The organism is Serratia sp. TSO36, assembly GCF_057808395.1.
In genome coordinates this window covers 186,544-207,502 of sequence record NZ_JBJZOU010000023.1, presented here as the reverse complement: position 1 = coordinate 207,502, position 20,959 = coordinate 186,544, and the positions used below count along the sequence as shown (strand labels likewise).

Below are 20,959 nucleotides of genomic sequence, written 5' to 3'. Positions count from 1 at the left end.
GCCAGATGCGCGACGGCGATCTGGTGCTGATCGACGCCGGTTGTGAGTACCAGGGGTACGCCGGCGACATCACCCGCACCTTCCCGGTCAACGGCAAGTTCAGCAAGCCGCAGCGCGCGGTGTACGACATCGTGCTGGCGTCGCTGCTGCGCGCTTTGGAACTGTTTAAACCCGGCACCAGCATCCGCGAAGTCAACGACGAAGTGGTGGGCATCATGGTGGTCGGGCTGGTGGAACTGGGCGTATTGAAAGGTGAAGTCGATCAGTTGATCGCTGAGCAGGCGCACCGGCAGTTCTTCATGCACGGGCTGAGCCACTGGCTGGGCCTCGACGTGCACGACGTCGGCCACTACGGCACGCCGAGCCGCGATCGGCTGCTGGAGCCGGGCATGGTGCTGACTGTGGAACCGGGGTTGTACATTGCGCCGGATGCGGACGTGCCGGCGGAATACCGCGGCATCGGCATCCGCATCGAGGACGACATCGTGATCACCGCCGACGGCAATGAAAACCTGACCGCCACCGTGGTGAAAGACGCCGATGCCATCGAAGCGTTGATGGCGGCGGCAAGGTCATAAAATGAGCGTAATTATCGTTGGTGGCGGTATGGCGGGCGCGACGCTGGCGCTGGCTATCTCGTCGCTTACTCAGGGAAGAATGGCGGTGGATCTGGTCGAGGCGACTCGGCCGGATGACCGCAGCCATCCGGGCTTTGACGCCCGCGCCATCGCACTGGCGCAGGGCACCTGCCAACAGCTGGCGCGCATCGGCGTTTGGCCGGCGCTGCGCGACTGCGCTACGCCGATCGCTCAGGTGCACGTCAGCGATCGCGGCCACGCCGGTTTCGTGAATCTGCAGGCGCAGGATTATCAGGTCGATGCGCTCGGCCAGGTGATCGAGTTGCACGACGCCGGGCAGCGGCTGTTCGCGCTGCTGGCGAAGGCGCCGGGCGTTACGCTGCACTGCCCCGCGAGGGTGGTGGACGTGATTCGCACCGCCGAGCGGGCGGAAGTACAACTGGATACCGGTCTGCGCCTGTGCGGGCAACTGCTGGTGGCGGCCGACGGTTCGCGTTCGGCGCTGGCGCAGGCCTGCAACGTGCAGTGGCGGCAGGAGGACTATCCGCAGTTCGCCACCATCGCCAACGTCACCACGGCGGAAGATCCGCAGGGGCGCGCCTTCGAGCGTTTTACCCGCTACGGGCCGCTGGCGCTGCTGCCGATGTCGCAGGGGCGCAGTTCTTTGGTGTGGTGCCATGCGCGCGAAGATCGCGCCCGGGTGGATGCCTGGGACGACGAACGTTTTATCGCCGAGCTGCAACAGGCCTTCGGCTGGCGGCTGGGGCGCATCCTCAAGGCCGGTAAACGGCACAGTTATCCGCTCAGCCTGCTGACCGCCGATCGCCATGTCAGCCATCGTCTGGCGCTGGTGGGCAACGCGGCGCAGACGCTGCACCCGATCGCCGGGCAGGGGTTCAACCTCGGCCTGCGCGACGTGATGTCGCTGGCGGAAACGCTAGCGGAAGCGGTAGACAGCGGCGAAGACGCCGGTGGTTATGCGCTGCTGAGCCGCTATCAGCAGCGGCGGCAAAACGATCAGCAGGCGACGATCGGCGTGACCGACGGATTGATCCGTTTGTTCGCCAACCGTTATGCCCCGCTGGTGGTCGGCCGTAACCTGGGGCTGATGGCGATGGAGCGTTTGCCGGCGGTGCGCGACGCCTTCGCCAAGCGCACGCTGGGCTGGGTGGAACGTTAGACACAGAATCGGGCGCCCTGTGGCGCGCCCAAAACGCGGCGCGGCAAGGCGTCGTGCGTTATTTAAGGAAATCGAGCAGCATGCAATCATTTGACGTGATTATCGCCGGTGGCGGTATGGTGGGGCTGGCGTTGGCCTGCGGCCTGCAGGGCAGCGGGCTGCGCGTGGCGGTGCTGGAACAGCGCCAGCCGGACATGGCGCCGCCGTCGGAGCAGCCTGCGCTGCGCGTCTCCGCCATCAATGCCGCCAGCGAGCGTTTGCTGCAGCATATCGGCGTGTGGGATGACATTCTCCAGCTGCGCGCCAGCGCTTATAACGCGATGGAAGTGTGGGATCGCGACAGCTTCGGCAAAATCGCCTTCCGCGGCGACGAGTGCGGCTTCAGCCATCTCGGCCACATCATCGAAAACTCGGTGATCCAGCAGGCGCTGTGGAAACGCGCCGAAAGCCTGTCGGACATCACGCTGATTACCCCGGCCGCGCTCAAGCAGGTGGCGTGGGGCGAGAACGACGCTTTCGTCACGCTGGAGGATGGCCGCATGCTGACCGCCCGCCTAATGATCGGCGCCGACGGCGCCCAGTCGTGGCTGCGCCAGCACGCCGACATTCCGCTTACCTTCTGGGATTACCGCCACCATGCGCTGGTCGCCACCATTCGCACCGAAGAGCCGCATCAGGCGACGGCGCGGCAAATTTTCCACGGCGACGGCATTCTGGCGTTCCTGCCGTTCAGCGATCCGCATTTGAGCTCCATCGTCTGGTCGGTGACGCCGGAAGAGGCCGAGCGGCTCAAGCAGCTGGAACCGGCGCAGTTCAACCGCGAACTGGCGATGGCTTTCGACATGCGCCTGGGGGCTTGCAGCCTGGAAAGCGAACGGCTGGCGTTCCCGCTGACCGGCCGCTATGCGCGCAGTTTCGCCGCGCACCGCCTGGCGCTGGTGGGCGATGCGGCGCATACCGTGCATCCGTTGGCCGGGCAGGGCGTGAATCTGGGCTTTATGGACGCCGCCGAGCTGATTGCCGAACTGCGCCGCCTGCAGCGGCAGGGCAAGGATATCGGCCAGCACCTCTATCTGCGCCGCTATGAGCGCCGCCGCAAACATGGCGCGGCGGTAATGCTGGCCAGCATGCAGGGGTTCCGCGAACTGTTCGACGGCAATCACCCGGCCAAAAAGCTGCTGCGCGACGTGGGCCTGCGGCTGGCGGACAGCCTGCCGGGCGTCAAGCCGAAGCTGGTGCGTCAGGCGATGGGCCTGAACGATCTGCCCGAGTGGCTTGCCTGACATCCTGCCTTCTGCGAGCCCTCCGCGGGCTCGCGCTTCTTGCCTTATGCCATCGTCTTTCCTTATATAACCCTTCATTTGAAATAATCTAATTTCAGCCGCTTTTTATCATTACTTTTTCTAATTCCATGCTCGGTTATCAAAAGTCGGAATCTCATGTGCGGCCGTCGGTTTGTTATATAACTTCGGAGTTTTGCCGCTTTAATTGTTAATTTTGTGCCTTAAAGCGCATTTTTCCAGTGAAAAACTCTGCACACTAGCCCGGCATTTTACCGCCCCGGAACGGCGATGAGCCTATTTTAACTTATGGTTAATGTGGTCGTTCGGTGATAAGTTCGAGGGAAAGGTATCGTTTGCGTCACGGCGGTTGCACGCAGTTTTCGCCCGTCCCGGCGCAGCATTTGTGTTGAGCAGTCAGTGCGCCATGGCGATCGGGCCGCGAGCCAGGCTCCGCCGCATTGCGTGGCAGCACCCTAACTTCTAGCGACGAGTGGAAAGAGGGAAAAGATGGCAAAGCAAACCCCACTGTACGACCAGCACGTGGCGTGCGGTGCGCGCATGGTAGACTTTCACGGCTGGATGATGCCGCTGCACTACGGCTCGCAGCTTGATGAGCACCACGCGGTGCGTCAGGATGCCGGCATGTTCGACGTGTCCCACATGACCATTGTGGATCTGCACGGCGCCCGCACCCGCGAGTTTCTGCGTTACCTGCTGGCGAACGACGTCGCCAAACTGACCCAACCCGGCAAAGCGCTGTACACCGGCATGCTGAATGCCTCCGGCGGCGTGATTGACGACCTGATCGTTTATTTCCTCACTGAAGACTATTTCCGCCTGGTGGTGAACTCCGCCACCCGCGACAAAGACCTGGCCTGGATCGAACAGCACGCTGCGCCGTATGGCGTCGCGCTGACGGTGCGCGACGATCTGGCGCTGATCGCGGTGCAGGGCCCGCAGGCCAAAGAGCGCGCCGGCACGTTGTTCACCCCGGAACAAAAAAGCGCGGTTGAAGGCATGAAGCCATTCTTCGGCGTGCAGGCCGGCGAGCTGTTCATCGCCACCACCGGTTACACCGGCGAGGCCGGCTATGAGATCGCGCTGCCGAAAGCGCAGGCGGCGGATTTCTGGCAAAAATTGCTGGCCGCGGGCGTCAAGCCGGCCGGTCTGGGCGCGCGCGACACGCTGCGTCTGGAAGCGGGCATGAACCTCTACGGGCAAGAGATGGACGAAGGCGTTTCGCCGCTGGCCGCCAACATGGGCTGGACCATCGCCTGGCAGCCGGAAGATCGCCGTTTCATCGGCCGCGAAGCGCTGGAACAACAGCGCGAGCAGGGCACCGAGCAACTGGTCGGCTTGATCATGACGGAAAAAGGCGTATTACGTAATGAGCTGCCGGTGCGTTTCACCGACGCGGCGGGGCAAACCCACGAAGGCGTGATCACCAGCGGTTCGTTCTCTCCGACGCTGGGCTTCAGCATCGCGCTGGCGCGCGTGCCGGCGGGCATCGGCGAGCAGGCCATCGTGCAGATCCGCAACCGTGAAATGCCGGTCAAAGTGACCAAGCCCGGTTTCGTCCGCGCCGGCAAACCGCTGACAAATTGATTTTTTATTGATTGATTCTTTTATTTCTTCGAAGGAGTAACCGGCGATGAGCAATGTGCCAACAGAATTGAAATACGCATCCTCCCACGAGTGGGTTCGTGCAGAAGGTAACGGCGTTTACACCGTAGGCATCACCGAACACGCGCAGGAACTGCTGGGCGATATGGTGTTTGTCGATCTGCCGGAAGTGGGCCGCCGCGTCGCCGCCGGTGAAGATTGCGCCGTGGCGGAGTCCGTCAAGGCGGCGTCGGACATTTACGCGCCAATCAGCGGCGAAATCGTGGCGGTGAACGGCGAGCTGGAAAGCTCCCCGGAACTGGTCAACAGCGAACCTTACGGTGACGGCTTCCTGTTCCAGATTAAAGCCGCCGACGAAGGCGAGCTGGCGAACCTGCTGGACGCCGCGGCTTATCAGGCCTCGATCGACGAGTAATCGTGACCACGCCCCAGGCCTTTTGGCCGGGGCGTTTTAGTTACCGCTCAAGCTATATCCCGTATCACGCAAGCATTCAGGAATTTGTAGCAATGACCCAGACACTCAGCCAACTCGAACACAGCGAAGCGTTCATCGAACGCCACATCGGCTCTTCTGCGGAACAACGCCAGGAGTTGCTGGCAGCGGTGGGCGCTCGCTCGCTCAGCGCGCTGATCCAACAGATCGTGCCGGCGGACATTCAGCTGCCGGGGCCGCCGCCGGTCGGCGACGCGGCGACCGAACACCAGGCGCTGGCTGAGCTGAAGGCAATCGCCTCGCAGAATCAGCGCTACAAATCCTATATCGGCATGGGCTACAGTGCCGTGCTGACGCCGCCGGTGATCCTGCGCAACATGCTGGAAAATCCAGGCTGGTACACCGCTTACACCCCTTATCAGCCGGAAGTGTCGCAGGGCCGTCTGGAAGCGCTGCTGAACTTCCAGACCGTGACCCTCGATCTGACCGGCCTGGATCTGGCTTCCGCTTCGCTGCTGGATGAAGCCACCGCCGCCGCCGAAGCGATGGCCTTGGCCAAACGCGCCAGCAAGCTGAAAGACGCCAACCGCTTCTTCGTGGCTGACGACGTGCATCCGCAGACGCTGGACGTGGTGCGCACCCGCGCCGAAACCTTCGGCTTCGACGTCATCGTCGATAAAGCGGAAAAAGTGCTGGAGCTGGACGGCGTGTTCGGCGTGCTGCTGCAACAGGTGGGCACCACCGGCGAGCTGCACGACTACAGCGCGCTGCTGGCCGAACTGAAATCGCGCAAAATCATCACCAGCGTGGCCGCCGACATCATGGCCCTGGTGCTGCTGACCGCGCCGGGCAAGCAGGGCGCCGACGTGGTGTTCGGCTCCGCGCAGCGCTTCGGCGTGCCGATGGGCTACGGCGGCCCGCACGCAGCCTTCTTCGCCTGCCGCGACGAGTTCAAGCGCTCGATGCCGGGCCGCATCATCGGCGTTTCCCGCGATGCCGCCGGCAACACCGCGCTGCGCATGGCGATGCAGACCCGCGAGCAGCATATCCGCCGCGAAAAGGCCAACTCGAATATCTGTACCTCGCAGGTGCTGCTGGCCAACATCGCCAGCCTGTACGCGGTGTACCATGGCCCACAGGGGCTGCAGCGCATCGCCGGGCGTATCCATCGCCTGACCGACATTCTGGCCGCCGGGCTGCAGAAGGCCGGCCTGATGCTGCGTCACAACACCTGGTTCGACACCCTGACCGTTGAGGTGAAAGACAAAGCGGCGGTGCTGGAACGCGCGCTGAGCTTCGGCATCAACCTGCGTACCGATATCCACGGCGCCGTAGGCATCACGCTGGACGAAGCCACCTCGCGCGAAGACGTGCAGACGCTGTTCGCACTGCTGGCCGGCGACAACCACGGCCTGGACATCGACGCGCTGGACGCGGCGGTGAGCAAGAGCAGTCAATCGATCCCGGCCGCCATGTTGCGCCAGGATCCGATCCTGACCCACCCGGTATTCAACCGCTATCACAGCGAAACCGAGATGATGCGTTACATGCATCGCCTGGAACGTAAGGATCTGGCGCTGAACCAGGCGATGATCCCGCTGGGCTCTTGCACCATGAAATTGAACGCCGCGGCGGAAATGATCCCGATCACCTGGCCTGAATTCTCCGAGCTGCACCCGTTCTGCCCGCCGGAGCAGGCTGCCGGCTACCAGCAGATGATCGGCCAACTGTCTCAGTGGCTGGTGCAGCTGACCGGCTATGACGCGGTGTGCATGCAGCCGAACTCCGGCGCGCAGGGCGAATACGCCGGCCTGCTGGCGATCCGACGCTACCACGAAAGCCGCAACGAAGCGGGCCGTCACGTCTGCCTGATCCCGAGCTCCGCGCACGGCACCAACCCAGCATCCGCCCAGATGGCGGGCATGAGCGTGGTGGTGGTCGCCTGCGACAAAAACGGCAACATCGATCTGCACGATCTGCGCGTCAAGGCGGAGCAGGCGGGCGAAGAGCTCTCTTGCATCATGGTGACCTACCCGTCGACCCACGGCGTGTATGAAGAAACCATCCGCGAAGTGTGCCAGATCGTGCATCAGTTCGGCGGCCAGGTGTATCTGGACGGCGCCAACATGAACGCCCAGGTGGGCATCACCACGCCAGGCTACATCGGCGCGGACGTTTCGCACCTCAACCTGCATAAAACCTTCTGCATCCCGCACGGCGGTGGCGGCCCGGGCATGGGCCCGATCGGCGTGAAAGCGCATCTGGCGCCGTTCGTGCCTGGCCACAGCGTCGTGCAGATCGACGGCGTAACCACCCAGCAGGGCGCGGTTTCCGCGGCGCCGTTCGGCAGCGCCTCCATCCTGCCTATCAGCTGGATGTACATCCGCATGATGGGCGCGGAAGGCCTGAAGCAGGCCAGCCAGATGGCGATCCTGAACGCCAACTACATCGCTACCCGCCTGAAAGACGCATACCCGATTCTGTATACCGGCCGCGATCACCGCGTGGCGCACGAATGTATTCTCGATATTCGTCCGCTGAAGGAAGAGACCGGCATCAGCGAAATGGACATCGCCAAGCGCCTGATCGACTTCGGCTTCCACGCGCCGACCATGTCGTTCCCGGTGGCGGGCACGCTGATGGTCGAGCCGACCGAGTCGGAAAGCAAAGTGGAGCTGGATCGCTTTATCGATGCGATGCTGGCGATCCGCAGTGAGATTGATCGCGTCGCCAAAGGCGAATGGCCGCTGGAAGACAACCCGCTGGTGAATGCGCCGCACGTGCAGGCTGAGCTGGTTAACGACTGGCAGCATCCGTACAGCCGTGAGCTGGCGGTGTTCCCGGTGGCCGGTGTGCGCGAGAACAAGTACTGGCCGAGCGTTAAGCGTCTGGATGACGTGTACGGCGACCGTAACCTGTTCTGCTCTTGCGTGCCGATGAGCGACTACGAATAACACGTTCGGCAAAGTTTGTGTTCGGGGGACACCGCATCATGCGGTGTCCCTTTTTATTTTATTGCGGCCTATTCTTTCCCGTACCTTCCCACGATTTGAGGAGTCACCATGCAAGCGGCAATCGTAACAGCGCTGGGGCAAGCCCCGGTTTTCGGCACCTTTGAGGAGCCTCAGGCGCAGGCGAATGAAGTGCCGATCGACGTTCTGGCGGCCGGCATCAAACAGCTGGATCGCGCCACCGTCGCCGGCACCCATTACTCCAGCCCGAAGCAGTTGCCGATCGTACCCGGCACCGACGGCGTGGGCCGGACGGCCGACGGGCAACGGGTGTATTTCGCCTCCTTCCGCCGCCCTTACGGCGCGATGGCTGAGCGCAGCGTCGCGTCATGGACGGTGCCGGTGCCGGAAGCGGTGGACGACGCCACGGCGGCGGCGCTGATCAACCCGGCCTTCGCCGCCTGGCTGCCGCTGCGCTGGCGGGCGGATCTGCAGCCCGGTGAAACGGTGCTGATCATCGGCGCTACCGGCACCTCGGGCAAACTGGCGGTCGCCGCGGCGCGTCAGGCGGGAGCCGGGCGCATCGTTGCCGCCGGCCGTCGGCTGAGCGTGCTGGAAGCGTTGGGCGTGGATGCCACGGTGGATCTGAGCCTGCAGGGCGAGGCGCTGACGCAGGCCTTCGCGGCGGCGGCGGGGCCGGGCGGTTATCAGGTGATCGTCGATTATATCTGGGGCCCGGCGACCGAAGCGCTGCTCGCGACGCTCAATAATCACGATCTCTCGTCTTACGCCGGCGGGCGCGGCATTCGCCTGGTCAACGTCGGCTCGATGGCCGCGCCGGACATCCGGCTGCCGGCGGCGGTGCTGCGCAGCAATCAGCTGCAGATCCTCGGCAGCGGCACCGGCAACTTCCCGCCGATCCCGGAGATGCAGCGCTATGCGACCGAAATTCTGGCGCTGGCGGCAACGGGCGCGCTCACTATCGAGACGCAGGAGCACGCGCTGGCGGAGATCGCCGAGGTATGGGATCTGAACAAGAAAAGCGACGTGCGTTCGGTGATACGCATCGCCCGCTAAGTTCCTGCCGCTAGCGGCAAGGGCAGACCAGGTGAATATCCTCCGGCTCGCGGGCGAACAGCTCGGCATCCGGGCGCTCGATGAGCCGGCACCCTTGCGCCAGATAGAAGTCTACAGTGCTTTTGTTGGGGATGGAGGAGACGTACAGCCCGGCGGCGCCTTCTTGCGCCGCCTGACGCAGGCAGAGCTGGAACAGCTGCTTGCCTAACCCCTGGCCGCGTTGGTGCGCGCTGACGTAAAAGAACAGCAGCTGGCGCAGATCCCGCTGCGGGCCGCGCGGCTCGGTATCCAGCGCCGCCGCCGCCACGATCTCCTCGCCTTCGAACCGCGCGAAGAACGCGCCGCCGCGATCGAAGCAGGCTTCGTGGATCGGCGTATAGGTTTCCCGGTCATGCGGATCCCAACCGCGCACGTCGTAGTAGTCCGGGTAGGCTTGCAGTTTACCGTCCTGCAGGCGATACAGGGTGTCGATAATTTCGCTGCGGTCAATATCCCATAGTCGGTCGAGTTGCTGCCGTTGCAGCAGGACAGGGGCGCTCATGATCGTTGTTCACTCTCAGTCTGTGGCCGGTAACTTTCCGGCAAATCGATAATAAAACCGATGCCGCGATCGTCGAGGCCTTCGGTGACGCGCAGCTGCGCGCCGATCTTGTCGGCCAGGTTCCGGGCGATGGCCAATCCCAGTCCGCTGCCGGTCTGCTGCGTGCCGGGCACGCGGTAAAAGCGTTCAAACAGGCGCGGAAGGTGCTCTTCGCTCACTCCGGGGCCGTTGTCGCGCAACGTAATATAGCAGCCGAGCGGTGCCAGTGAACGGATATGGGCTTCGATGCGGCTGCCGGGCGGCGCGTACTTGAGTGCGTTGTCCAGCAGGTTGGTGAAGATGGCGATCAGCGCATGGCGATCGGTGGTTACCACCACGTCCTCGCTGCCGTCGAGCGAGAGTTCCACATCCTTTTCCAGCGCATAGGGGACGTGCTGCGCGATGCATTTTCCGATCTCTGCGTAGATGTCCACCGCCTCGATTTTCAGCGGAAAATCTTCCGCCTCCAGCTTGGCCAGGTTGATCAGCTGGCGTGACAGCGACGCCGCGCGATCCAGCCCCTGCTGCATGTCGCCGATGATCTCCCGGCGCTCCTGCTGCTCGCTGACCTGGGTCAGCAGATGCAGCTGCGCCAGCACGGCGGCGATCGGCGTGCGCAGTTCGTGCGCCGCATCGGCCATAAAGCGTTTCTCGCGCTGATTGGCGGCGTCGATGCGTGCCATCAGTTTGTTGACCTCCACCACCACCGGCCGGATTTCCTGATACTGCTCGCTGACATTGATCGGCGATAGGTTGCCCGGCTGGCGATCGGAGATGGTGCGGGCGATCTGGCGCAGCGGCCGCAGGCTGAAATAGGCGGTAAATAACAAGGTGACGATGATGGCTGCCAGAATGCCCAGCAGCGGTACGGCGGTGCTTTCCGCCGGATTGCCGAACTGCGTGGTGCGATCGTTGAACGATTCGCCGACGATGACCCGATACTGACGCTTTTCGCTCCAACTGCCGGCGAGATGCCAGTTGGCGCCGGCGTATTTAACTGAGCCGGACAGCACCGAAGGCGGCAGGCGCAGCGGTTCTCCCTGCGTCAGCGAACTGTAAAGCATCCGGTTGTCCCGATCATAAACCACGAACAGCGGGTGATAGTCGATTTGATCCTGCATGCCATTATTGATGGAATCAATGTACATGCCTTCAATGGTCTTGATGATGCCGAGATAATCGATATTGTCAGTGCCGGTTTCATCGAGAATATTGGCGATGCCTGCGGCGACGATACGTTGCTGATTATCGAAATATTTCTCCATGTCGGGGTAATACCAATATTTCACCCAGGCGACGAGGAGCCCCCACAATAATAAAATGGCCAGCACCTGGAAAATAATGGTGCGCATAAAGAAGGATTTAAAACCGATCATGCCGCTACTCTTTCTTCAGCAAATAACCAATGCCGCGTACGGTAATAATCCTTTCTTTACCGATCTTGCGCCGTAAATTATGCATGTGCACTTCCAGCGAGTTGCTTTCCACACTGTCGCCGTGGCCGAACAGCCGCTGCTCCAACACCGCTTTGCGCACCACGGTGCCGGCGCAGCGCATCAGTTCGTGCAACAGGTGATACTCTTTTTTCGACAGCATCAGCAGCTCGTTATCCAGCGTCACCTGATGGTTGACCGGATCGAGATACAGCGTGCCGAGGCTCCAGGTTTGCGAAGCAAAGCCGGCCATACGCCGGTTGACCGCCTTGACGCGCGAGATGAGTTCGGGCAGCGCAAAGGGTTTGGCCAGAAAGTCGTCCGCGCCGGAGTCCAGGCTGTTCACCAGGCTTTCGATGCGGTCGCGAGCGGTCAGGATGATGATCGGGATATTTTGCCCGGCGGCCCGCCAGGCGATCAACTTCTGCAAACCGTCGCCGTCCGGCAGCGTGAGATCCAACAGCATCAAATCGAACCCGCCGGATGAAAGTTTATTTTCCGCGTCGGCGAGCAGGCGCACCCAGCATAAATTAAAGCCGGCCAGCTCCAGTGCGCGGCACAGCGCCTTGCCTAATTGCAGGTCGTCTTCCACCAACAGTATGTTCACGTTTTTTCCGCGGAGATCTTTGAGTCGCGCTTATCTAACTATAACGTTGACGGGAAGACAACGGGGAAACCTGCACTGCCTGCACGTTCTTAAGCAAACCTTAATCTGGCTTTAATCTCGCGTTAAGGGAGCAAGAGGGAATTTCAGTTATTTTGCAGCCATTCGAAATCATGACAGAGGGCGCGAAACATGCAGACTGACGGTTCCCCGCTCGCGGGCACCTCGCGGCGGCTGATATATACAGGCGTGGCGACGCTGCTCGTTCTGTTGACGCTGTCTTTTCGCGGCGATGCGCAGAGCCATAGCGACAATGGCCCGCATGCTGCCGGCTTGCAACGGGGGCATCAGGCAGCGACGTCGGACGCCTACGGCTGCGTCAAAGCGCGGATTAAAAAGCAGCTGCGCCGCCTGGCTCAGCTTTGAAGCGCTTTTTTGGGCGCAGCTCTATACTCTGACGGGCAAACGGGGCGTCTGCGCGCAGGCCGCTATGTTGACATCGCTAACCAGAGAAAAAACAGTATGACGAAAGTGGCATTGGTGACCGGCGCGAGCCGGGGAATTGGCCGTGCGGCCGCGTTATTGCTGGCCCGGCAGGGTTATGCAGTGGGCGTGAATTACCTGCGCGACGCAAGCGCGGCGCGGCAGGTGGTGGCGGAAATCGAGGCGCAGGGCGGCAAGGCGCTGGCGCTGCAGGCCGATGTGGCCGACGAAGCGCAGGTGATGGCGATGTTCGCCGCGCTGGACGCCGGGCTGGGCATGCTCAGTGCGCTGGTCAACAATGCCGGCATTCTGTTCCGGCAGGCGAACATTGAGCAGTTGACCGCCGAGCGCATCAATCAGGTGCTCGGCACCAACGTTACCGGTTACTTCCTGTGTTGCCGCGAGGCGGTGAAGCGCATGGCGCTGCGCCATGGCGGCCAGGGCGGCGCCATCGTCAACGTTTCTTCCGCTGCTTCTCGTTTAGGCGCTGCGGGGGAATACGTCGATTACGCCGCCTCGAAAGGCGCCGTCGATACCCTGACCACCGGGTTATCGCGCGAGGTGGCGGCGCAGGGTATCCGCGTCAACGGCGTGCGGCCCGGATTCATCTATACCGAGATGCACGCCAGCGGCGGCGAGCCCGGCCGGGTGGATCGCGTGAAGGACAGTTTGCCGATGCAGCGCGGCGGCCAGCCGCAGGAAGTGGCGGAGGCGATCGCCTGGTTGCTGTCTGACGCCGCGTCTTACGTGACCGGCACCTTTATCGAGGCCGCCGGCGGGCGTTGAACGCATGAGGGGGTTTTGACATCCCGCCGTGTGGAGTGTATTTTGATTAAACAACAATCAAAATGTAGTTACAAAAATGTATGTTTATTTTGAATGGAATCAGGATAAAAATCACAGCAACCAGCGCAAACACCGCGTCAGTTTTGAGATTGCGCAACGGGTTTTTCTGGATCCCAACCATTTGGCCGTGCTGGAGAGGATCGAGGGCGGAGAAGAACGATCGGTATGGTCGGCTCCTGTTTGTTGCTGCTGGTGGCACATACGACGACTGAAACGGATGTCGAAGGCGATGCCGTAGAGATCGTGCGCATCATTTCAGCACGCAAGGCCGATGCCAAAGAGAGGGGAAGATATGAAGCGCAAAAATTCAGCCAAAAATCTGGCGCATAGCGTACTCCCTCCGTTGACGGAGGAGCAGAAAGCGCAAATTGCTTCACTGAGCGCGCTGCCGGATGAGGATATCGATTATACCGATGCCCCGGCCCTGGGTGAGGAGAAGTGGCAGGCTGCGGTTCAGGGGCGTTTTTATAAACCGATGAAAGTATCGAAAACCATCCGAATCGATGCGGATGTGTTGGCCTGGCTTCAGCGGCCAGGCAAGGGCTATCAGAAACGCCTGAACGCTGTGCTGCGTGAGGCGATGTTGAAAGAGCATGAGCACGAGGAATAATTTGTGTCAGGTGGCTAACGGTCCGGTGAGATTCTCACCGGATTTTTTTGCTGTTTTTTAAGGCAACGTCTACCAACGTCGGCCACCTCTCGACGGAGCTCGGTCAAAACTATAAAACGGTCATTCCGTGGAACGTGAAATGTGACCGTTTACCGTTTATCTCCTGCTCATCGGCAGAACAGGGTCATCATAACTATTCCCGGTAATATCCTGCGCCGCGGGGTTACCCGTCGTGCAGCAGCGCGCTGCGGAATGACAGGATATGCGCCTGCGCGGCCTCGGCGGCGGCGGCGCTGTCTTGTGCGGCCAGCGCGGCGATAATTGCCCGGTGTTCGTCGATCACTTCGCGCATATGCCCTTCCCGCGACAGGGTGCTGGCCCAAAAACGCTGCGCCCTGGCGTGCAGCACACTCAGGATATCCGCCAGCATGTTATTGCCGGCTATCTGCGCCAGCTCCTGGTGAAACTCATGATCGAGTGTCATCATTCGCACTCTATCTCGCTCCTGGCTCGCGGCTTCGATTTGCCGATTGAGTTCGGTCAGCGTCGCGATTTGCCTCTCGGTAATCCTCTGGCTCGCCAGCTGCATGCACAGCATCTCGTTAGCCAGCCTTACTTCGATCAATTCCAACGCATCGTCCATCGACAACGGTGAAACCATCACGCCTTTGCGCGGGATGACCTGCAGTAACCCCTCGTTGGCCAAGCGGTGGATTGCCTGATTGATCGGCGTTCTGCCCATATCCAGATCGTTCATCACCTGCGCGGTATTGAGATATTCGCCCGGCTTGTAGCTGAGTGTGACCAGCGCCTGTTTGAAGCGCCGGTAGGCCAGCTCGTTCAGTGAGACGCCGGCTTCTTCCGTCATCGGGCGCTGCGGGCTTTCTGCGTCAACAGTCTTCACGTTTTGCTCCTGCAAGAAGAAAGTTTTTAGACATAGTACACAAAAACATGGCATGAAAATCGCTTATTTGGTAACTAAAGATATAGTGAAATTTCACAGTGTTTTAACAAGAGGGGCGAAACTGCCATGAGACTGACCTTCACTTTACCTGAATCCCGCGGCGCGGCGACGTTGAATGTTGAGATTGATCATCTGGTGATCGCCGGTTGGACCGGACGCGATCGCGAAGCGATCTTGCACCATATTCGTGAATTGGCCGAGCTGGGCGTGCCCCAGCCCAGTGCAATCCCCCTGTTTTACCGCGTTGCCGCCAATCAGTTGAGCCAGCAAGAGACCATTGAAGTCATTGGCAACGCGACGTCCGGCGAAGCGGAGCCGCTGATTTTTGCCCATCGCGGCGAGTTGTTCGTGTCATTGGCGTCCGATCACACCGATCGTCAACTCGAAGCGCACAGCGTGGCGCTGTCGAAACAGATTTGCGTTAAACCGGTGGCGCGAGCCGCCTGGCCGCTGCAGGAGGTGTTGGAACATTGGGACAGTTTGATCTTGCGTTCGTGGATCAAGGAAGAGGGCGAATGGCGATTGTATCAACAGGGCAGCCTTGCCGCGCTGCGTACGCCCGGTGATTTGCTGGAGCGTTACTTCACCGGTATGCAGCCGCCGGAGTGCGGGCTGGCGCAACCGCAAACGCCCGACGGGTTAGCGATGACTTGCGGCACGGTGGCGGCGATCGGCGGCATTCGACCGGCCGGCGAATTTCGCATGGAACTGGTGGACGATGTGCTTGGGCGCACCATCAGTCACGGTTATCGCAGCATTGAACTGCCGGTGGTGGCGTGATGAAAAAGCTGACGTTGATGCAGGCCAGCGCCGGCCTGGCTAGCGGTGAATTCACCGCAGCGCAGCTGACCGCCGCCGCTTTGGCGCAGATCGCCGATGAGCGGGGGGAGGGCGCGCGCGCGTTTACGCGAACCTACGCCGAGTGGGCGCAACGGCAAGCGCAGGCCTCCGATCGGCGGCGCGCCGCCGGCTCGCCGCTGTCGGCGCTGGATGGCGTGCCTGTCTCAATCAAGGATCTGTTTGACGTGGCCGGTGAGGCGACCACGGCGGGCTCGCGCGTGTTAGCCGACGCGCCGCCCGCGGAAAAGCACGCTGCGGTAGTGGAACGGCTGTTGCAAGCCGGCGCGGTGGTGGTGGGCAAAACGACGATGACGGAATTCGCCTATTCCGGGCTGGGCATCAACCCGCATTACGGGACGCCGGCCAATCCCTGGGAGCGCCAGGCGGCGCGCATTCCCGGCGGCTCCTCTTCCGGTGCGGCGGTGGCGGTGGCCGACGGCATGTGCCTGGGCGCGATTGGCAGCGATACCGGCGGGTCGGTACGCATTCCCGCCGCGCTGTGCGGGTTGACCGGGTATAAACCCACTGCACGGCGCATCAATGACGCTGGCTTATTGCCGCTGTCGCCTTCGCTGGATTCGATCGGCGTGATTGCTCATGACGTCGCCAGCTGTATTGCGCTGGACGCACTGATTGCCGACAGCCCGCTGCGGGTGCCGCAAAAAAGCTTGGCGCAGGCGCATTTTGCCGTGCCGCAAACGGTGGTGCTGGATGAACTGCAGCCGGCGGTTGCCGAGGCATTTCAGCGCAGCCTGCAATGCCTGTCTCAGGCGGGGGCGCAGATTGAATTCATTCCCGCTACGGCGTTCGCCGAACTGGCCGCATTCAATGCCAACGGTGGTTTCACCGCGTTGGAGTCCTGGCGCTGGCATCAAGCGTTGATCGCTGAACGGGCCGAGGGCTATGACCCGCGGGTGCTGTCGCGCATTCGCCGCGGCGCATCCCTGGGCGACGCCGATCTGCAGCTGTTGCAGCGGCAACGCGCCGACTGGCAGCGGCGGGTTACGGCGGAGCTGCAGAGGTTTGACGCTCTGCTGATGCCGACCGTGCCGATGATTGCGCCAACTATCGGCGAGCTGGCGGCGGATGATGCCTACTTCCGTTGCAACGGACTGATGCTGCGCAATCCCGCGATCGTCAATTTCCTCGACGGCTGCGCGCTGTCCTTGCCCTGCCAGCGGCCGGGCGCCGCGCCGATCGGCCTGATGCTGGCGGGCTTGCCGATGTGTGATGAGGCGCTGCTGGGATGGGCGCTGGCGATCGAACGCCGTCTTGCCGAGGCGTGATTTTCCGGTGGGCGCAGGCCTGCCTTTTGAGATGACCAGGAGAATATCCATGAACGATTCCCCGAACGGAATGCTGTTTGTCGCGACGGATGTCGCCACGCAGGATGATGCGGATTTCAATCGCTGGTATGACCGCGAACACGTGGAGGAGCGGGTGCGGGTGCCCGGCTTTTTATCCGGCACACGCTATCGGGCATTGCAGGGCGGGCGTCAATATTTGGGGCTGTATAAAACCGAATCGTTGGCCAGTTTTACCTCCGAAGCCTATCGCGCCGCGTTTCAACACCAAACGCCTTGGTCGGTGGCCAGTCTGGAGAAAATGCGTGATCCAATGCGCCGGGTGTGTGCGGTGGAGGCGGTCACCGGCCAAGGGTGCGGCAGTCATCTCTGTATCTTCGTGCTGCCGTCGGCGGCATCGGAAGCGCTGCATGCCCGCATCTTGCAACTGGGCGCGCGGCTGGCTGAACAGCCTGGCTTTGTGCGCAGCAGCCTGTTGACGCCGGATGCCGAACTCAGTTCCCCGCTGCCGAAAGAATCGCGAGAAAACCGCCGAATGCTGCCGATGCTATTGATCGAAAGCAGCGACGCCGAAGCCGGCCTGCGTTTAAGCAAGCAGGCCGCTGAAGCGCTGAACATGCCCGCCGCCGATGCCTGGCACTATGCCCTTGGCTGGCAACTGACCGCACAGGAGCTGACATTATGAACGCATACACCACTGAAACGGCACAGGCTGCCGCGCCGGCCGCAGAAAGTGCCGCCGCACCGCCCAATACCGGCAAGCTGGCGGCGGCCAGCTCGATTGGCACGGCGTTGGAATGGTACGATTTCACCGTCTACAACATCATGGCCGCGTTGATTTTCAACCATGTATTCTTCCCATCGTTCGATCCGCTGGTGGGCACGATTCTGGCGTTCTCCACTTACGCGGTGGGTTATGTTTCCCGGCCGATCGGTGGCATCGTGTTCGGCCACCTTGGTGATGTGTTGGGGCGGCGTTTTGTGCTGGTCACCACGCTGGTGATCATGGGCGTGACCACGGCGCTGATGGGGTTGCTGCCCGGCTATGCCAGCTGGGGGATTTGGAGCCCGTTGCTGCTGGTGACGCTGCGCTTTATTCAGGGCATTGCGCTGGGCGGAGAATGGGCGGGGGCGGTGCTGTTGTCGATGGAACACGGTAAGCCGCATCAGCGCGGGCGCAACGCGTCCTTTGCTCAGGTAGGGCCGTCCTGCGGTTCGCTGATCGGCACCGGCCTGATTACGCTGGTGACGTTGGCGATGTCGGCGGACGATTTCCAGCAATGGGGCTGGCGGATCCCGTTCCTGCTGAGCCTGGTGCTGGTCATCTTCGGTTTGTGGCTGCGTCGGGGGGTGGGTGAGACGCCGGCATTTTTGCAACTGGAGGCGTCGAAAGATGTTACGCAGTCGCCGATACGCGAAGTCTTCACGCAGCACATGCGCCCACTGCTGATCGCCGGCGGATCGCGTATCGGCTCTGACGTGCTCTATGCGTTGGTGGTCGTGTTCACATTGACCTACGTCACCACCGTGCTGAATCTGCCGCGCCCGCTGGCGCTGGGCGCCACCATGCTGGGGGCGATAGGCAACGCCGTCGCGGTACCGCTGTTTGGCGCCTTGTCGGATCGCTTCGGCCGTCGTCCGGTGTATATCGGCGGTGCATTGGCGGCGATCGCGTGGGCGTTTGCATTCTTCGTCCTGCTCGACAGCAGTCAACCGGTGTTGATCTGCACGGCAGTAGTGATCGGGCTGTTGATCCATGCGGCGATGTATGGGCCACAGGCGGCCTTCATCACGGAACAGTTCCCGACACGGGTGCGTTATGCCGGATCGTCGTTAGCCTATACCTTGGCGGGGATTATCGGTGGCGGCTTTGCCCCGCTGATCATCACTTCGTTGTTTAAATCTTACGACAGCACGCTGGCGATTTCCGCCTATGTCGCGTTGGCTCTGCTTATCACGCTTTGGGCGGTATGGGCGGCGCGGGAAACGGCGCATAAGCCGCTGTAAATAGAATGCCGGGCTACTTTAGGCCCGGCGTTCGGTCAAAACCACAAAAACGGTCATTAACGGTCATGTTGCGGAACGTGGAATTGTGACCGTTTACCGTTTCTCTCCTGTCTGCCTAAGACGCACGCGCATCATAACTGCCTGTTACTCCACACTTTCATAATTATTCATTTCATTTTCCTCCCGATTTTTTTGACAACTATCACACCGCCATCGTTGACCGATCGCGGGGCGATGCGCTTTGCGTCTGCGCGCAAAACGCGGCGCGGCAAATCGATATCGTAATCAACGTCGTGGAGGAGAAAAGAAACATGCTGCCTGTAGAACGTCATCGTTTTATCACCGAAGTCTTGAGCCAGCGCGGCCGCGTGATGGTGCAGGAGGTGGCGCAGCTGTGCCACATCTCTATCGAGACGGCGCGGCGTGATCTGGCCTTGCTGGAACGGCGCGGCCTGCTGCTGCGCAGCCACGGCGGCGCGGTGTTCGTCGAGCCGCCGGCGGTGGAGAAAACCTATGTGCCCGCCGAGATAGGCCAGGGGGAATCTTTCCGCCAGCGCAGCAATGAGGCGCCGGAGCAGAAGACGCGCATCGCCAAACGCGCGCTGGAGTTTATCGCGCCGGGGGATTGCCTGCTGCTGGACAGCAGCTCCACCAGCTGGTTTTTGGCGCGCCAACTGCCGGATATCTCGCTGGTGGTGTTGACCAACTCGCTGCACATCATCCAGACGCTGGCCTGCAAGGCCAACGTACGCACCATCGGACTGGGGGGCGAGTATTCCGCCAAGTATGAGGATTTTATCGGCGTGCTGGCGGAGCAGATGCTGAAAGAGTTCGTGATCAACAAGCTGTTTTTCTCCTGCCACGGCATCTGCCAGGACGGCGGCATCCGCGAAAGCAACGAGCACCATGCGCGGCTGAAGCAGCAGATGCTGCTGGCGTCGGAACGCAAGTTCCTGCTGGTGGACAGCAACAAGTTCGGCCGCCGCTCGTTCGCGCGCATCTGCCACTACCGGGAGATAGATACCTTAATCACCGATCGGCTCAGCGACGACGAATTTCGTCAGGAACTGGCCTGGAACAACGTCGACGTGATTGAAGTTTCACCCGCCGCGAAAAGGGCGGCGCGATAACAACAACGAAACCCCCTTATTTACAGCCAACACTTGTGGAGAGAGAACAATGAAAAAATCCGTACTGGTCGGTCTGTTTGCCTCGCTGCTGCTGTCGCTATCCGCGCAGGCGGCGGACAAGCTGAAAATGGGCGTGGTGGTGAAGATCGGCGGCATTCCGTGGTTCAACGCCATGGAGGCCGGCATCAAAAACGAAGGCGCCAAACGCGGCATCGACGCCTGGATGGTCGGGCCGACGGCGGCGGATCCGGCGCTGCAGGTGCGAGCCATCGAAGATCTGATCGCGCAGAAGGTGGACATCATCGGCGTGGTGCCGAACGACGCCCGGGTACTGGAGCCGGTGCTCAAGCGCGCGCAGGAGGCGGGCATCAAGGTGATCGTGCACGAATCCCCGGGCCAGAAGTACGCCGACTGGGACTTTGAGCTGGTGGATGCCTCGCAGCACGGGGTCAACCACATGAAAGCGCTGGCCGCCTGCATGAAAGAGCAGGGCAAGTACGCGGTGTACGTCGGCAGCCTGACGGTGCCGCTGCATATCACCTGGTCGGACTCGGCCATCAACTACCAGAAGCAGCACTACCCGAACATGCAGCTGGTGGGCGACAAGTTCGGCGTGGGGGAATCGCTGGATGACAGCGTGCGCACCACCAACGATCTGATGGCCAAATATCCCGATCTGAAAGGCGTGCTGGCGTTCGGATCGCAGGGGCCGATCGGCGCCGGTCGCGCGGTGCTCAACCGCGGCAAAAGCAACGATATCTGCGTCATCGGGCCGTTCAGCCCGGGCCAGGGCGCTTCGCTGGTCAATCGCGGCGCCATCAAGGGCGGTTACATCTGGAACCCGATGGTGGCGGGCGAAGTGTTCGTGCGCATCGCTGACATGATGCACAAGGGAGAAAAGATCACCGACGGCATGACCATCGAAGGCATGGGCAAGGTGCAGGTGGATGCGCAGCAGCACACCATTCTCGGCAACACCACCGAAAGCCTGGATAAGCAAAACCTGCCGAAGCTGGTGAAGATGGGGCTGTAA

General features: G+C 61.6%; 20 protein-coding genes and 1 pseudogene. 17 read left to right on the top strand and 4 right to left on the bottom strand.

Features of this window, described 5'->3' with window-relative positions; translation table 11 throughout:
* The 7 genes from ACK3CV_RS20765 to ACK3CV_RS20735 all read left to right on the top strand — a co-directional run.
* The coding region (locus ACK3CV_RS20765; protein ID WP_489009898.1) for a M24 family metallopeptidase at nt 1-578 on the top strand (578 nt) is incomplete at its 5' end.
* Nucleotide 579: 1 nt separating this feature from the next.
* Nucleotides 580-1,758, top strand: a complete 1,179-nt coding sequence (gene ubiH, locus ACK3CV_RS20760; protein ID WP_033635859.1) for a 2-octaprenyl-6-methoxyphenyl hydroxylase — start codon at nt 580-582, stop codon at nt 1,756-1,758.
* A gap of 80 nt (nt 1,759-1,838) precedes the next feature.
* Nucleotides 1,839-3,041, top strand: a complete 1,203-nt coding sequence (gene ubiI, locus ACK3CV_RS20755) for an FAD-dependent 2-octaprenylphenol hydroxylase (protein WP_164039795.1) — start codon at nt 1,839-1,841, stop codon at nt 3,039-3,041.
* Nucleotides 3,042-3,548: 507 nt separating this feature from the next.
* Nucleotides 3,549-4,646 carry a glycine cleavage system aminomethyltransferase GcvT gene (gene gcvT / locus ACK3CV_RS20750; protein WP_164039798.1) on the top strand — a complete coding sequence of 366 codons (1,098 nt, stop codon included), beginning with the start codon at nt 3,549-3,551 and terminating at the stop codon, nt 4,644-4,646.
* 46 nt (nt 4,647-4,692) lie between these two features.
* Nucleotides 4,693-5,079 carry a glycine cleavage system protein GcvH gene (gcvH, locus tag ACK3CV_RS20745; RefSeq protein ID WP_033635856.1) on the top strand — a complete coding sequence of 129 codons (387 nt, stop codon included), beginning with the start codon at nt 4,693-4,695 and terminating at the stop codon, nt 5,077-5,079.
* Between the two features lie 92 nt (nt 5,080-5,171).
* Nucleotides 5,172-8,051, top strand: a complete 2,880-nt coding sequence (gcvP, locus tag ACK3CV_RS20740) for an aminomethyl-transferring glycine dehydrogenase (RefSeq protein ID WP_164039801.1) — start codon at nt 5,172-5,174, stop codon at nt 8,049-8,051.
* A 108-nt stretch (nt 8,052-8,159) separates the two neighbouring features.
* Entirely contained in the window at nt 8,160-9,125 is a 966-nt protein-coding gene (locus ACK3CV_RS20735; protein WP_047570626.1) for a quinone oxidoreductase family protein, read from the top strand.
* A 10-nt stretch (nt 9,126-9,135) separates the two neighbouring features.
* Here ACK3CV_RS20735 and ACK3CV_RS20730 read toward each other — a convergent pair whose 3' ends face one another.
* From ACK3CV_RS20730 to ACK3CV_RS20720, 3 genes are read right to left on the bottom strand one after another with little or no spacing between them, the layout of a single operon-like run.
* Nucleotides 9,136-9,666 carry a GNAT family N-acetyltransferase gene (locus ACK3CV_RS20730; protein ID WP_033649436.1) on the bottom strand — a complete coding sequence of 177 codons (531 nt, stop codon included), beginning with the start codon at nt 9,664-9,666 and terminating at the stop codon, nt 9,136-9,138.
* On the bottom strand, nt 9,663-11,081 hold the full coding sequence (locus ACK3CV_RS20725; RefSeq protein ID WP_033635852.1) for an ATP-binding protein: 1,419 nt from the start codon (nt 11,079-11,081) through the stop codon (nt 9,663-9,665). The genes ACK3CV_RS20730 and ACK3CV_RS20725 overlap by 4 nt, the downstream gene beginning before the upstream one ends.
* 4 nt (nt 11,082-11,085) lie before the next feature.
* A complete protein-coding gene (locus ACK3CV_RS20720) occupies nt 11,086-11,745 on the bottom strand; it encodes a response regulator (RefSeq protein ID WP_033635851.1) in 660 nt (219 codons plus the stop codon).
* 189 nt (nt 11,746-11,934) lie between these two features.
* Between ACK3CV_RS20720 and ACK3CV_RS20715 the strand changes: the two genes are divergently transcribed.
* The 4 genes and pseudogenes from ACK3CV_RS20715 (at nt 11,935) to ACK3CV_RS20700 (ending at nt 13,681) form a co-directional block, all read left to right on the top strand.
* Nucleotides 11,935-12,168, top strand: coding sequence for a hypothetical protein (locus ACK3CV_RS20715; protein WP_033635850.1), 234 nt, complete (start codon nt 11,935-11,937; stop codon nt 12,166-12,168).
* A 96-nt stretch (nt 12,169-12,264) separates the two neighbouring features.
* Complete coding sequence (locus ACK3CV_RS20710) at nt 12,265-13,011, top strand: SDR family oxidoreductase (protein ID WP_033635849.1); 747 nt, start codon at nt 12,265-12,267, stop codon at nt 13,009-13,011.
* Between the two features lie 76 nt (nt 13,012-13,087).
* Nucleotides 13,088-13,401 (top strand): annotated as a pseudogene (locus tag ACK3CV_RS20705) (BrnT family toxin).
* Nucleotides 13,364-13,681: a BrnA antitoxin family protein gene (locus ACK3CV_RS20700; RefSeq protein WP_033635847.1), complete on the top strand. Its 318-nt coding sequence runs from the start codon at nt 13,364-13,366 to the stop codon at nt 13,679-13,681. Before ACK3CV_RS20705 ends, ACK3CV_RS20700 begins: the two are co-directional and overlap by 38 nt.
* Before the next feature lie 223 nt (nt 13,682-13,904).
* Here ACK3CV_RS20700 and ACK3CV_RS20695 read toward each other — a convergent pair whose 3' ends face one another.
* Nucleotides 13,905-14,549: a GntR family transcriptional regulator gene (locus tag ACK3CV_RS20695; protein WP_170929847.1), complete on the bottom strand. Its 645-nt coding sequence runs from the start codon at nt 14,547-14,549 to the stop codon at nt 13,905-13,907.
* Between the two features lie 162 nt (nt 14,550-14,711).
* Here ACK3CV_RS20695 and ACK3CV_RS20690 point away from each other — a divergent pair, with 162 nt between their 5' ends.
* The 6 genes from ACK3CV_RS20690 to ACK3CV_RS20665 all read left to right on the top strand — a co-directional run bounded on the left by ACK3CV_RS20690 (nt 14,712) and on the right by ACK3CV_RS20665 (nt 20,959).
* Complete coding sequence (locus ACK3CV_RS20690) at nt 14,712-15,425, top strand: DUF2848 domain-containing protein (RefSeq protein WP_033635845.1); 714 nt, start codon at nt 14,712-14,714, stop codon at nt 15,423-15,425.
* Nucleotides 15,425-16,771 carry an amidase gene (locus ACK3CV_RS20685; RefSeq protein WP_164141213.1) on the top strand — a complete coding sequence of 449 codons (1,347 nt, stop codon included), beginning with the start codon at nt 15,425-15,427 and terminating at the stop codon, nt 16,769-16,771. The genes ACK3CV_RS20690 and ACK3CV_RS20685 overlap by 1 nt, the downstream gene beginning before the upstream one ends.
* Before the next feature lie 49 nt (nt 16,772-16,820).
* The gene (locus ACK3CV_RS20680) at nt 16,821-17,474 is read left to right on the top strand and encodes a DUF4286 family protein (RefSeq protein ID WP_164141215.1); all 654 of its coding nucleotides are present in this window, start codon (nt 16,821-16,823) and stop codon (nt 17,472-17,474) included.
* The gene (locus ACK3CV_RS20675) at nt 17,471-18,796 is read left to right on the top strand and encodes an MFS transporter (RefSeq protein ID WP_033635842.1); all 1,326 of its coding nucleotides are present in this window, start codon (nt 17,471-17,473) and stop codon (nt 18,794-18,796) included. Before ACK3CV_RS20680 ends, ACK3CV_RS20675 begins: the two co-directional genes overlap by 4 nt.
* A 311-nt stretch (nt 18,797-19,107) precedes the next feature.
* The gene (locus tag ACK3CV_RS20670; protein ID WP_164141216.1) at nt 19,108-19,926 is read left to right on the top strand and encodes a DeoR/GlpR family DNA-binding transcription regulator; all 819 of its coding nucleotides are present in this window, start codon (nt 19,108-19,110) and stop codon (nt 19,924-19,926) included.
* A gap of 49 nt (nt 19,927-19,975) precedes the next feature.
* A complete protein-coding gene (locus ACK3CV_RS20665; protein WP_164141218.1) occupies nt 19,976-20,959 on the top strand; it encodes a substrate-binding domain-containing protein in 984 nt (327 codons plus the stop codon).